The sequence below is a fragment of the Caldibacillus thermoamylovorans genome (genome assembly GCF_000751775.1).
GTDB lineage: Bacteria > Bacillota > Bacilli > Bacillales > Caldibacillaceae > Caldifermentibacillus > Caldifermentibacillus hisashii.
This window is the reverse complement of record NZ_CCRF01000084.1, coordinates 13871-27945: the sequence shown is the minus strand read 5'-3', so window position 1 is coordinate 27945 and position 14075 is coordinate 13871. Positions and strand designations below refer to the sequence as shown.

Below are 14075 nucleotides of genomic sequence, written 5' to 3'. Positions count from 1 at the left end.
GATTTGTTTGTTAACTTAATTTTACACCAAGGGGTCCATTTTTTGTTGTTTTTTATGGGAGTAAAATTGAATTTTTAGTAACCCAAAGACCTTTAAGCCCGCATTTTTCCGTTATTCCTGTGGGGAAAATATTTTTCAACGTATTCTCTATCCTTTGGGAATCAAGGAATAACGAACATCGCAATTACCTCATAAAGCAGTCATATTTATGTTTCAAACCTAGAATGGTTGTATGGAAAATTTTGCAATAAAAATAGTATGAACTATATTTATGTAACGTAAATTATTCACAGTTCCTTATTAAGTTGGGCGTCATGTAACTAAAATTGTATTTCCAATTTGGTAGGAGTAATTTAGCTTAGGTGTTAGCTAATATCTTAAGAGGAAAAGGAATGAAACCTGATGTTGAGAGGATTTTGATATTTGGATTTCAAACATATCTTCATTCTATTCTAAACCAATAAATGTCGAAATATAGTGTTTACTCCCTATCTTAATATCAACTCTCCTAGCAACCTCAAGCAGATTAAGATAAAACGTTTTATCAACATTTTTAAATGGCTCTTTTATTTGCCCTCATTCCAGGAAGTCGTTTTTTATGCTAAATTTTTATAATATTTAAGGAGGAAATTTTCAAAGTTTGTCGAATCAATGTATTAGCTTTTTCATCCCCATTATTATATCGGTTTTCCCCAAATTATTAGAAGATTATGACCATCTTAGAACAAATTGGAAATGATTAAAATGGATTTCAAAGATGACTCGTTTTGTATATAATAATTGAGTAGGAGTTGAATGATGATGAGTAAAAACAATAATATTGAAGACATGTTATCCCAATTAATTACCATGGTAGCTGCAATCCAGGTAGAGCATAAAGAGATGAAACAAGCTCTAGAAGGAATGCATCAGGAGCATAAAGAGATGAAACAAGCTCTAGAAGGAATGCATCAGGAGCAAAAAGAAATGAAACGAGCTTTTGAAGGAATGCATCAGGAGCAAAAAGAAATGAAACGAGCCTTTGAAGGAATGCATCAGGAGCAAAAAGAAATGAAACGGGTTCAACAAGAGATGCATCATAAAATAGATGAAATAGAAACGAGAGCAGAAGAACGTCATAAAGAAATATTAGATCAGTTGACAGCATTTAAACATGACCAAGATTTTATTTGGGAGAAAACAGTGCGCCATGAAAGAGAGATTCATGCCATCAAAATGAAGTTAAGCTAGTGTGGAAGGTGTTGTTACTTCACGAATTTTGATATCTTAATGGTTGCAAAAAGGACACACTAAATATCCATGTCCTTGAAAGGATTTTTTGTGATTGGCATTGTGTAAGCGATTGCTTTAGTATGCTCGTGTAACCAACATTGGCCTCTCAAACCAATCGGATGCATGGGCAAGTCTTTCCAACCCAACTTTCTCTTTGAAACAAGTCTGGTGATCGGTCATTAAGAGAGGGATAAAGCCGCTTTGTGGAAAGCTCTTTATCCTTCTCAACATTTATCCAACGGTCTGCTTTCGGGTCTGGCCGATGCATCATATCTTAAATTTGCGAACGAGGTTGTCCAAGTCTTTGACCAATTTTTCCAATTGTTTCGTATTGCCAACGACTTCTTCCATATAACTGCTTGATTCTTGAGCAGAGGCGGCGGTTTCTTCAATCCCTGCTGCTGATTCTTCCGAGATGGCGGCAATTTCTTCAATGGAAGTGCTTATCTTCTGATTTTGTGCCGTAATCGAAGCCAAATTTTCGATAATCGTTTGTAAATTTCCCACCATACCTGTTACCGATTCATTGATAATATTAAATGTTTCACTTGTGGATTTAATTTGGGTTGTCCCTTTTTCCACTTCATCATAACCGCTTCGAAGCGAATTAGTCACTTCTGTAATCTCATTTTGAATCTTGTTTACGATTTCAGTAATGTCTTTGACTGATGCAGCGACCTCTTCAGAAAGTTTTCTCACTTCTTCCGCCACAACCGCAAATCCTCTTCCGTGTTCTCCGGCTCTTGCTGCTTCAATAGCGGCATTAAGGGCCAGTAGATTGGTTTGATCGGATATGTCTTTAATCACATAGACCAGTTTGGAAATTTTTTGCGATTCATCATGTAAGTTTTGTACTTTTTGAACACTTTCTTCAACAATGGAATCAATTTTTGCCATTTGCTCGGTGGATTGATCCATTAATTCTTTTCCATCATTAGCAAAGGTGAGTACGATTTGCGATGATTCTTGAATTTTTTCACCGTTTTCATTTGCCTCTTGAACAATTTTTGAGTATTGTTGCATCGATTCGGATACTAAATTTGAGTGACTGGCTTGAGATTCGGAACCTTTTGCTAAATCTTGCATGGTTACAGCGATTTGTTCAGAACTTGCTTTCACTTCATGGGCAAGTTCCGTTAATGCTGAACTGCTCTTGCCGACTGTAGAGGTCATGCTCGATATTTGTTGAATCATATTTCGCAAATTTTCCCTCATTTTATTGATGGAAGAACTAATTTGACCAATCTCATCCTTTCCGTCATACGTTAATGGTTCAACCGTCAAATCTCCATCAGCTATTTTATTACTTAATTCAACAACTTTACCAAGATTTCGTGTAATATTTCTACTGATGAAGAAGATGAGTATTGCACCAACGATAATCGATGCGGTTATCGAGATGATTTGGATGATAATAGCCAGTTGTTTACTTTTTTCAGCTTGGGTAATAGCATTTTGACGTTCTTTGTCTATATTTTTGCGTAAAGAATCAAGAGCAAAAATTGTCGATGTCCGTGCCTTATTTGCCTGACTTATATAGTAGGAAGCCGACGAATCTGACATATTATCAATTTCCGGAATGATATTTTCGTTTAATAACTGATCAAGTTTCTTTTCATTCTCATTCACGAGTTGAAATAAGTTTTTTTGCTCTTTCGAAACTAAGATTTTACTAATTTCTTTTTTAATGTCATGGAAAGTAGCGTTATCTGCATTATAATTGTTAATATTTTCATCACTTCTTTCAATGACATAACTCATGATATTCGCTGCTTTACTGTTAACAATGGAACCCATTTGCGTAATCATGACCGAACGATCGGATTCCCTTTCCAATCGTTCAATATTTTTCCCAATATTGTTGATTGATGTGGTGACGATGATTGTGGAAATGATAAAAAATATAAATACGGATACTAAAGTCATGGTGTATTTAGCACCAATTCGAAAGTCTTTAAAATTTAACCTATTTTTTCTCTTCTTGCTCATATCAATTCTCCTAATATATATAGTTTACTTTTATGTAATTGCTTTCACATTCTATTATTATCATACAATTTCTACACGTTTTTCTCAAGGTGATTTTTAGTATAATAAGGATAGGGAAAGCCGTAAAAAAGGGGGAGGAAAAATAATGATTGTCCATATTATTTTCGATGGTCGGGTTCAAGGTGTAGGTTTTCGTTATTCCGTTATGCAAAAAGCGTTGGAATATGGAATCAATGGCTGGGTGAGAAATAACGATGACGGGACGGTGGAGATGGAAGGTGAAGGAACTGAAGAACAAGTTAAAATGTTTGTAGAATCCCTTCGCACATGGCCAAATCGTTTTATTAAAGTAACGAATAAAAAAATCACATATTTGGAAGTCGAAAAAGGATATAAAAAGTTTTCCATAGTCGGATAGGACGGTGAGGGATCATTTGGCTCCCTCCCTGGAAAAGTGTTGGTGGGGTGTACAAATCTTATAAGTCCTTTTTTGTCTTTTTCGTTTCAAACTATTCTCCTTTTGTGGACTGTCCGTTTTTGCCTTTTTCATTTCAAACCATTTTCCCTTTGTGGAACAAAGTGCATAGATTCAAACGTCCGTCATTGCCTCTTTTGTTTCAAGCTATTCTCCCTACTGTGCCTGCCTGTGTTTGTGCTTTTTATTTCAAGCTATTCTCCCTATTGGTGCCAGCCCTTTTTTGTTCTTTTCATTTCAAACCATTTTCCCTTATGTGGAACTGTCCGTCTTTGTCCCTTGATGGAAGACCATTTGCCACCTGTTTTCCATATATTTCCAGATAGAGCTCCTTAATGTATATTGTTGGGTTTCTTTATTAAAAATTCGATAGGTTGTTAGAACAATTTCGTCGGATAGGGGGTGAATTTCGAATTCGCTAAGTTGCATGTTGACGACACCTATTCCTTCTGGCGCGATTCCATCCTTGTGTAAAATTTTTCCGGAACTGCCGATTTCAAAAAAATTGTCGGCAAGGATGTTACTTAATTCAGTAGCGGAAGTTCGAATGTCCGGTGTTAGTAACATTTCTTCCAGCTTACGTAAATGCTCTTTTAAAAGATTGTTGTTTTCCATTTCTTTCGCTCCAGTCAAAAATATAATAAATTCTCATCATTTTCTATTTCGTACAGCGGAATCCCATATAGCACTATCAGGAAGTATAACAGGCAAAAAAAGAGTATCAATTTGAAATATAAGATTCTGTGATTGTGAACAATTTTACAACAAGACCGGCAATTTTATCAATTGATTGATGTTTTTCGGATTTGTGAAAAATATAATTTTCTATAAGAGGTTTTATCGCAAAAAAAATTGAGAATTTCCAGGCTCAAAAATGGTTACTGGTGAATTCGAGGGGAAGACTGTTGAATACTCGTAATCTACTGTTGAATTTACAGGGTGAGTTGTTTAATTTTTCAATTTTACTGTTGAATTTATATCCAAGTACTGTTTAATTTTCCTTTTTTACTATTGAATACCGGGGGAGGATTGTTGAATACTTGTAATCTACTGTTGAATTTTTCGTCAAAACCGAGCATTTTTCGCTTCAAAATATCGACAAAATAAATCAAAAGTCACTCATTCGCTATTATGCAAGAAATCGTTTTATCAAACATTGAACTTTTTGTGACAAAATGATTTACAATCCGAGAAAATTCATGATAGAATATGACCATAGGATTTTCAGGTCATCTGATGAGTTAACATTATATCGACTATAAAAATGCTTTTTTGTTCAAAATGTAAGCGATTTAAAACAAAAAGGGAAAAGCTTATTTGAAGGGAGAAAAAACATGTTAAAGGGGAATGTAAGGGTTCTATTTGCTAGTTTAATAGGAAGCGCTATCGAGTGGTTTGATTACTTTTTGTACGGGACTGTTGCTTCGTTAGTTTTTAATCAATTATTTTTTGTAAGTGAGAATCCCACAATCGGGTTAATAATTGCCTATACGTCTTTTGCCATTGCCTTTTTCTTACGGCCAATCGGGGGAATTCTTTTTAGTCATATTGGGGACCGCTTAGGAAGGAAAAAGACATTAGTTTTGACGCTCACTTTGATGGGGATGTCGACATTCGGCATGGGTATGTTGCCAACTTATCAAGTCATCGGTATATGGGCGCCAATCTTCCTTACTTGTTTACGTTTTGTTCAAGGACTTGCCCTCGGCGGTGAATGGGGTGGCTCTGTATTGTTGGCGGTCGAATATGCGCCGAAAAACAAAAAAGGTCTGTTTGGCAGTGTTCCGCAAATGGGCATTTCCGTTGGTTTGATATTAGGATCTTTGGTCATGTCGGTTATGACCCTTTTACCGGAAGATCAGTTTATGTCATGGGGATGGCGGGTACCGTTCTTATTAAGTGCTGTTCTTGTTATTTTTGGATTGTGGATTCGAAAAGGGATCGATGAAACTCCTGCATTTAAAAAGGCACAAGAAGCCGGTGAAGTATCAAGACTTCCAATTGCCGATACATTACGCTACCATTGGAAAGCTGTGTTAATCGCAATGGGTGCAAAAGTTGTTGAAACGGCGCCATTTTACATATTTGGAACATTTATCGTTTCGTACGCGACGACCACTTTGAATTTTAATAAAACCGATGCGTTGAATGCTGTTGTCATCGGTTCAGTAGTGGCAACAATTATTATCCCAATTATTGGAAACTTATCCGATCGTATTGGCAGAAAAAATATTTATCTATTCGGTATTGCAGCCACAATCCTATATGCATTTCCGTATTTCTGGATGCTGCAACAAGGTTCGGTCTATTTGCTTATTTTGGCAACGGTAATTGGTCTTGGCTTTATTTGGGGATCCGTCAATGCGGTTCTTGGGACGATGATATCGGAATTTTTCCCTGCTAAAATCCGCAATACCGGTATCTCTTTAGGCTATCAGCTGGGGGCGGCATTTGCAGGTGGTACGGCACCACTTGTTGCTACGGCATTATTGGCGACATTTAACAATTCATTCGTTCCGGTAGCCTTATACATGATTTTGGCTGCAATTATCAGTTTATTCGCCATATCTTTTATAAAAAACAACGGTCAAACAAATGAACAAATAGATACAGAATTGGATTTAAATATGTAATATAGACTGTTTGGAACGGGAAACATTTTGATAAAACAAAAAACAGCATGGTAACAAGCCTTGCTGTAGAACATTTGCATAGTCATCAGATGACCTGTTGTTTTTTACCATAGTAAAATGGAAATAGGATTTGAGCGGTGTTCATGTGATAATTCCCTAGAACACCGCTTAATATGTTTAAGAAAGTCGTCCCACATACCGATTTGTTCGGAAAAGCATGTGGTCACACAAACGTTTCCACAAGGACGTGGAAGCTTTATTTAAACCAACCTTTTTTCCATAAAATGGCCAACAACAATGAGCCGATAACAAACATCGAACCTAAGACGGCATAATAGCCCCATCGCCATGACAATTCCGGGATGTACTTAAAGTTCATACCGTAAATACTAGCGATAAAGGTCAACGGTATAAAAATAGAAGACAGCACGGTTAAAGTTTTCATGATATTGTTCATTCGATATGAGTTTATAGAAATGTAACTGTCCCTAATATCGTTTGTCATTTCCCGATTGGAATCGATAATTTCAATAAGTCTGAGCAAATGATCATAAATATCCATAAAATAAAGATGATCTTCTTTCGGAATATTTACTCTTTCTGAATTCAAAATGCGGTATAATAGCTCGCTCATTGGTGTGATTGTTCGCCGCAATTTTAATAATTGATTTCTTACTTCAAAAACATCCTCGATCAAATCTGGACTGCCATTTTTTGCCTCAAGCTCTCCAATAAAGTCTTCCAATTTGTAAGCAGCCGGGAAATATTCGTCAACAATTTTATCCAATAGTAGATAAAAAATATATAGCGGATTTTTATCCAAGACGATTTTTGAGTCTTCTTTTACTTTTTCAAAAACGTTATTCACTTCTCTTGAATCGTCAAGGTGAAAGGAAACGATGAAATTTTTGCCAAAGAAGATATCCACTTCTTCTGCTAAAAGGGTTTGCGGGTTAATGGTGTGTAAGACATAAAAATTATAATCTTCATAAAAATCAACTTTTGGACGTTGAAAAAAATGTAAACAGTCTTCAATCGAAAGCGGGTGGAAATTGAAAAACGTATAGAGAAGTTGTGTTTCTTCTTCAGTTGGGGAATGAAAGTCAACCCAATACCAGGAAATTTTCGAATCAACCAATTCCTGTATGGAAATATCATGTAATACTTGCTGATCTTTTGTTACTGCAATCGTATGAATCATGGTCATGCACCTTCGTTCTCTTTGTACATGTTGACAAGTATAACATATATAAGAGGAGAAATAAATTCTGTGGGCGAAAGGGGAATCAATGTGGGTCATATATTTGTTGATGAACTTGAGTTTCACACCCTAAAGACGGATGGATGTGTCGTCGTCAAAAAATCGAGTTTTTTGCCTCAAACTGTTGACGAGAATGAGCCTCGTCGCCAAAAAAAGGAGTTTTTCGGCTTAAAATGGTGACGAGAAAGGGTTTCGTCGCCAAAAATAAGCATTTTTTGGCTCAAAATGACGACGAGAAAGCATTTCATCGACTTATGGTGCGAAACTCAAGTAATAATGAATATATGGAAAACATTCACGGTACAAATTTTTTCTATATACTTTTCATAATTATGGAATGGGAATTATTGTGAATTTACGGTATACTAAAAGATAGATTAAAAAACGTGACCAAGGTAAAAAGCAAGTTTTGAAAATAATTTTTTAACAGGTCATGTACATAAGATGATTGAGATAAGCAACCATCATATTGAGGAGGTAATAAGATGAAGTTTTTCCTTGATACTGCGAATGTAGAAGAAATCAAACGGGTGAATCGGCTCGGATTGGTTGATGGAGTAACGACAAATCCGACCCTAATAGCACGCGAAGGCAGGGATTTTGAAGAGGTTATCAAAGAAATTTGCAGCATTGTTGACGGGCCGGTTAGTGCAGAAGTCATCGGTTTAACAACAGAAGAAATGGTCAATGAAGCCCGGGTACTTGCCGGTTGGGCCCCAAATGTCGTTGTTAAAATTCCAATGACGGAAAATGGTCTGGCCGCAGTGAATATCCTTACTAAGGAAGGGATTAAAACAAATGTAACCCTTATCTTTTCGGTTGCACAAGGGTTGATGGCAGCTAAAGCTGGTGCTACTTATGTCAGTCCGTTTGTTGGCCGATTAGATGATATTGGCGTAGATGGGCTTGATTTGATTGTCAGGTTAAAACAAACGTTGATGAACTTTAATTTTGAAACGGAAATCATTACAGCCAGTGTTCGGAATCTCGAACATGTGGAAGCAGCTGCCTTAGCCGGTGCAGATATTGCGACCATTCCGGGTTCATTGTTCCCGAAACTTTGGAGCCATCCATTAACGGATAAAGGAATCGAGCAATTTTTAGAGGACTGGAAAAAGGTTCCGGCAAAAAAATAATCCATACAGGGGAAACTCGTATTGGAACGCATGAGTTTGTAGCTTAAAATTAAAAAACAGGGCAAACTTGTATTGAAATGAAAGAATCGCAGCTCAAAAATGTTGTCAAAAAATATTCAATCTGGGGGAAACTCCCTGATAAATGGGATTTCCCGTTTTCCCCGACAGTATTCTTGAAAAAACTTAAAACAAGTCTGTGATATATATCATCGCTTTAGAATATGGAGGAATGTTCAGTGAATAACACAGTATCCGTTGAACAATTATCAATTAATACAATCCGCACATTATCCATCGATATGATCGAAAAGGCAAATTCGGGTCATCCGGGTTTACCGATGGGTGCCGCACCAATGGCCTATGTGCTTTGGACTGAATATATGAATCATAATCCAAAAAACTCTAAATGGTTTAACCGTGACCGTTTTGTTTTATCTGCGGGACACGGTTCGGCCCTACTATACAGTCTTTTACATCTGTCCGGATATGATTTATCCATCGATGATTTAAAAAACTTCCGCCAACTTGGTTCACGGACACCCGGGCATCCTGAAGTTCATCATACAGATGGTGTTGAAGCTACAACCGGTCCGCTTGGTCAAGGGATTGCAATGGCTGTCGGGATGGCGATGGCGGAAAGATTTTTGGCAAATAAATATAATCGTGACGGTTTATCTGTTGTTGACCATTATACATATGCCCTAGTTGGGGACGGCGACTTAATGGAAGGAATCTCCCATGAAGCCGCATCACTCGCCGGGCATTTGAGACTTGGCAAATTGGTCGTGTTATACGATTCGAATGATATTTCCCTGGATGGTGACTTGAGCCGTTCTTTCTCCGATCAAACTGCAAAACGTTTTGAAGCATATGGCTGGCAAGTATTGCGGGTAGAAGATGGTAACGATATTAAGGCCATTAGTCAGGCGATTAAAGAAGCAAGAGCAAACAGTTCCCAACCAACTTTAATTGAAGTAAAAACAGTGATCGGTTACGGTTCTCCAAATAAATCGGGTTCATCTAAAGCCCATGGTGCGCCACTTGGTAAAGATGAAGTTCAATTAACAAAGCAAGCATACGGTTGGAATCATCCCGACTTCTACGTGCCAGAAGAAGTGTATGCCGATTTCCGGGAAAAAGTTGTTGAACCGGGTAAATCAGCTGAAGAAGTTTGGAACCAATTGTTTAAAACATATAAGGAAAATCATCCGGCGCTTGCTGCTGAATTGGAAGCTGCTATTAATGGTGAACTTCCGGCAGGCTGGGATCAGGACTTGCCGATATTTACCCCCGGAGTAGATACTTTGGCAACGCGGGCTTCTTCCGGCAAAGTTTTAAATGCAATTGCAAAAAATGTTCCGTTTTTAATTGGCGGAAGTGCAGATTTATTTGAATCCAATAAAAACTATGTCAACGATGTCGGTGACTTTGGTCCGGATAATTATGCCGGCCGAAATATTTGGTTCGGTGTTCGCGAATTTGCTATGGGTGCCGCATTAAACGGAATGGCATTGCATGGCGGTGTCAAAGTGCAGGGCGGTACATTCTTCGTATTCAGTGATTATTTAAAACCGGCGATTCGTTTAGCAGCGATTATGAACGTCCCGGTTACGTATGTGTTTACTCATGATTCTATCGCTGTCGGTGAAGATGGTCCAACCCATGAACCGGTTGAACAACTTGCCGGTCTGCGTGCCATCCCGAATCTTTCTGTTATTCGCCCGGCAGACGCAAATGAAGTTCAAGCGGCGTGGCGGTTAGCGCTTGAAAGTAAAGATCAACCAACGGCATTAATTTTAACAAGACAAAATGTCCCGACATTGGAAGGTACTGCTGAACAAGCTTATGAAGGTGTGAAACGAGGTGCTTATGTAATTAGCAAAGGTGAAAAAGAAGTACCGGATGCTTTGTTAATCGCAACCGGCTCAGAAGTTCAACTTGCAATTCGTGCCCAAGCCGCATTAAAGGAAAAAGGAATTGATGTAAATGTTGTAAGCATGCCATCTTGGGATCGTTTTGAAAAACAAGATGATGCCTACAAAAAAGAAGTATTACCTGAAAATGTACGGGCACGGTTGGCAATTGAAATGGCCTCTCCGCTTGGCTGGAAACAATATGTAGGTGACCAAGGTACAGTTCTTGCCATCGATACTTTCGGTGCTTCCGGTAATGGAAATAAAATTATTGAAGAATACGGCTTTACGGTTGAAAATGTCGTTGCTCAGGTGGAAAAACTGGTTAACTAACATAGACAAAGAAAATGAAGTTCTTTACAAAGGAGTCGGAGGAATTTCCGATTCTTTTTTGTATTTTGCATGATTTTATATGCTATATTAGATTAGGTGGTTTGTACGAACGAAGGCGTTATACTATTATTGCTATAGTATTATTGGGTTTAAGGATCACTTTTTTGTAAGTAAAGGTGTACATAAAGGAACAATATCATCTAAATCAAGTTTATGGATTATTTTTTTCTATGAAAAGGACGGTCGGGCTTTCATTTAAGCCATTGATTAAGTTCAACTTACTCATTTTTCTGTTCAAATCAGAGAACAAATATATATTGAGGATCATTTTTTTACTTACATACAACTAGACGTGGTAATGCATCCCAGTAATGAGCGGTCATTTTTACCGGTACGTTTCTTAATTCATCAGGCATGAAGGGAGTTTTTTTGTGGAGTTTATAGAGCAAACGACAAAAGCAAAAGAAAAATCAATACAAGCAGTTCTTGTTGCTGCTATCATTTTTGTTTCTTTTAATTTGCGACCGGCCATTACATCGGTTGGTCCTCTAGTAAATGATATCCAAAATGATTTAGGATTGGCTCATTGGAGTGCAGGGCTACTAACCAGTTTACCTTTAATTGCTTTTGCGGTTATGTCACCAATCGTTCCGAATATTTCCGGAAAACTAACGAATAGTTGGACATTAATCATGGGTCTCATCTTTTTGTTGCTTGGGTTATTTATTCGAACAGTTGCCAATCTGTTTTTTCTATTTTTCGGAACTTTCCTTGTCGGTGTTGGGATTGCAGTCTTGAATGTTATTTTACCGGGAATCGTTAAGGATAAGTTTCCGCAAAAATTTGCTTTAATGACCGGGGTTTATACGACCTCAATGAGCGTATTTGCAGCTTTGGCTTCAGGGATGAGTGTTCCGTTGGCAAGCGGGTTGAACCTAGGATGGAAATATGCACTGCTCGTTTGGTCGGTACCTGCTGTCATCGCGTTAATAATCTGGCTTTTCATTGTAAAAATCGATAAAAAAGACCGACCGAAAGATATAAAAATTTCGGGCAAACAAGAAACATCGAATTTGTGGCGTTCTTCTCTGGCTTGGCAAATCGCATTATTTATGGGATTACAATCGTCCCTGTTTTATGTCACCATTACTTGGTTGCCAGACATCCTGTTCAGTAAAGGGGTATCAAGAGAAATGGCGGGTTGGCTCCTTTCTCTTACCCAATTTATCGGGTTACCGGCAAACTTTTTTGTCCCGATCCTGGCTGAACGGTATTCGTCACAACAAAAGGTCGCCTTAGGGATTTGTTCTTTTTCTCTAATCGGTTATTTCTTATTGCTAATCAGTCCTGCCTTTTGGGTAATAATCATTGGAATTGCTCTTATTGGATTTGGATTAAGTGGGACATTTTCTTTAGCTCTTTCCTTTTTAGGTCTGCGCGCGAGAAATGCCAGACAAGCTTCTCAATTATCAGGTATGGCCCAGTCGCTTGGGTATATATTTGCAGCGGTAGGTCCAATGTTGATTGGGTATATTTATGATTTTAGTGAAAAGTGGACTGTTCCAATCATAACGTTAATTATTATCGTATTGTTAACGGCATTTTTCGGGTACCGTGCCGGACAAGATCGTTATGTTTAAGGAGTGTTCATTACAATTTTTTCACGTGGGCTTTCTCGTGTTAATTTTGTGCGAGAAGGTCCTTTTTTGTTGACTTGACTCTTGTTGTTTCGAATTTTGGGTGGGAATTGCTCTTTTTTGGCGACGAGACTCAATCTCATCATCATTTTGAGGTGGGAACTGTTCATTTTTGGCGACGAGCTCCTTCACGTCGACATTTTTTGAGGGAAACTCCATTTTTTGGAGACAAACCCATTTTCTATTAGACAGTTTAGCTTATTTTTCAACAAATATTGTCCAAAAGAGCCGTTGTATTGGACACTTTAGTTCGATTATCAGCAGATTTTGTCCAATAAAGCATGATTGGGTTCCTCTTATTAGACAATTTTCCATATTATTTTGTTAAAACTGTCCAAAAGAGCCGTTGTATTGGACACTTTAGTCTGATTACCAGGTGATTTTGTCCAATAAAGCATGATAAAATCGCTTCTATTAGACATTTTTCCATAATGTTTCGTTAAAACTGTCCAAAAGAGCCATTCTATTGGACATTTTAGTTCGAATATCAGACTTTTTTGTCCAATAAAGCACGATTGGCCCCCTCCTATTAGACGTTTCTTCTCTAATTTTTGAAGTTTATATCCAAACCGAGCAAACCGCGCAATCCAACTAGCCAAATTAGCTCATTTCTCAATTTACGCGGCCTAAGTATTTTAATACATTAAGAAACCAACATGGCACCAAAATCATGCCGCCGTTATACCGTGATAACAAAAAAAGAGAAACCAATGAAAATATTAAAAGAATGAAAATCATAACCGATATAAATAATAGATTACTTTTTCATTTGTAGGGCTTAACTCATATTCAATGGAGGATTTAATATGGTTGAAAAGCTGATAAACCAAGAATATGTTTCGACTACAAGACTAACAACGAACGGCATTAATAATCAAGAATCGAACATGACAGCACATACAAAAAGGGAAAATGAAAACTATGGAAATCCGATAATTGAGTCCTTTCAGAAAGTCGAAAAAGACAAGGTGGAAAAAATAGTTGAAGGGCTGAATGATTTCTTATCACCAATCCCAACATCTTTAAGATTTGTTTTTCATGAGAAGCTAAATGAATATTATGTGACTGTTGTAAATGATGATACGCATGAAGTCATAAAAGAAATACCACCGAAAAAAATGTTGGATCTGTATGCGGCCATTATTGAAAAAATCGGTTTAATTGTCGATGAAAAAATTTAAGCCTTTTGTTCCCGTGAAATCAGCTGAAACTTTTGTCAGGAGGGGTTTACCTTTATCCAGGAAAAATTCAACGAATCTCATGAAGAGCATCTAGCACCAATCGAATATTAAGGAAGAGATTGAACGGATTGCAAAAATTCGTTTACCTCGCGCTATACCTAATTTTGGTTTCCAAATTTTAAGGA

General features: G+C 37.5%; 12 protein-coding genes. 9 read left to right on the top strand and 3 right to left on the bottom strand.

The window, feature by feature from the left end:
* The first annotated feature begins 801 nt into the window (after nt 1–801).
* Nucleotides 802–1230, top strand: a complete 429-nt coding sequence (locus tag BT1A1_RS14605) for a hypothetical protein (RefSeq protein ID WP_156103261.1) — start codon at nt 802–804, stop codon at nt 1228–1230.
* Nucleotides 1231–1539: 309 nt separating this feature from the next.
* On the opposite strand, the gene BT1A1_RS14600 is transcribed toward BT1A1_RS14605, so the two are convergent.
* Nucleotides 1540–3261: a methyl-accepting chemotaxis protein gene (locus BT1A1_RS14600; protein WP_034772607.1), complete on the bottom strand. Its 1722-nt coding sequence runs from the start codon at nt 3259–3261 to the stop codon at nt 1540–1542.
* Nucleotides 3262–3406: 145 nt separating this feature from the next.
* On the opposite strand from BT1A1_RS14600, the gene BT1A1_RS14595 reads away from it, so the two are divergent.
* Nucleotides 3407–3679 carry an acylphosphatase gene (locus BT1A1_RS14595; RefSeq protein ID WP_034772606.1) on the top strand — a complete coding sequence of 91 codons (273 nt, stop codon included), beginning with the start codon at nt 3407–3409 and terminating at the stop codon, nt 3677–3679.
* Between the two features lie 309 nt (nt 3680–3988).
* Here the strand turns inward: BT1A1_RS14595 and BT1A1_RS14590 are convergent, their stop codons facing one another.
* Nucleotides 3989–4351, bottom strand: coding sequence for a nuclear transport factor 2 family protein (locus BT1A1_RS14590; protein WP_034772604.1), 363 nt, complete (start codon nt 4349–4351; stop codon nt 3989–3991).
* 719 nt (nt 4352–5070) lie between these two features.
* Here BT1A1_RS14590 and BT1A1_RS14585 point away from each other — a divergent pair.
* On the top strand, nt 5071–6369 hold the full coding sequence (locus BT1A1_RS14585) for an MFS transporter (protein WP_034772601.1): 1299 nt from the start codon (nt 5071–5073) through the stop codon (nt 6367–6369).
* 256 nt (nt 6370–6625) lie between these two features.
* Here the strand turns inward: BT1A1_RS14585 and corA are convergent, their stop codons facing one another.
* Nucleotides 6626–7570: a magnesium/cobalt transporter CorA gene (gene corA, locus BT1A1_RS14580; protein WP_156103260.1), complete on the bottom strand. Its 945-nt coding sequence runs from the start codon at nt 7568–7570 to the stop codon at nt 6626–6628.
* 90 nt (nt 7571–7660) lie between these two features.
* On the opposite strand from corA, the gene BT1A1_RS18815 reads away from it, so the two are divergent.
* The 6 genes from BT1A1_RS18815 (at nt 7661) to flaG (ending at nt 13890) form a co-directional block, all read left to right on the top strand.
* On the top strand, nt 7661–7810 hold the full coding sequence (locus BT1A1_RS18815; protein ID WP_156103259.1) for a hypothetical protein: 150 nt from the start codon (nt 7661–7663) through the stop codon (nt 7808–7810).
* Entirely contained in the window at nt 7804–7983 is a 180-nt protein-coding gene (locus BT1A1_RS14575) for a hypothetical protein (protein WP_034772598.1), read from the top strand. Before BT1A1_RS18815 ends, BT1A1_RS14575 begins: the two co-directional genes overlap by 7 nt.
* A 132-nt stretch (nt 7984–8115) precedes the next feature.
* Nucleotides 8116–8766 (top strand): fructose-6-phosphate aldolase, encoded by a 651-nt coding sequence (gene fsa, locus BT1A1_RS14570; RefSeq protein ID WP_034772597.1) that lies wholly within the window; start codon nt 8116–8118, stop codon nt 8764–8766.
* Between the two features lie 236 nt (nt 8767–9002).
* Nucleotides 9003–11012 (top strand): transketolase, encoded by a 2010-nt coding sequence (gene tkt, locus BT1A1_RS14565; protein WP_269147499.1) that lies wholly within the window; start codon nt 9003–9005, stop codon nt 11010–11012.
* Nucleotides 11013–11443: 431 nt separating this feature from the next.
* Complete coding sequence (locus BT1A1_RS14560) at nt 11444–12652, top strand: CynX/NimT family MFS transporter (RefSeq protein WP_051989162.1); 1209 nt, start codon at nt 11444–11446, stop codon at nt 12650–12652.
* Between the two features lie 863 nt (nt 12653–13515).
* Nucleotides 13516–13890, top strand: coding sequence for a flagellar protein FlaG (gene flaG, locus BT1A1_RS14550; protein WP_034772594.1), 375 nt, complete (start codon nt 13516–13518; stop codon nt 13888–13890).
* Nucleotides 13891–14075: the final 185 nt, after the last annotated feature.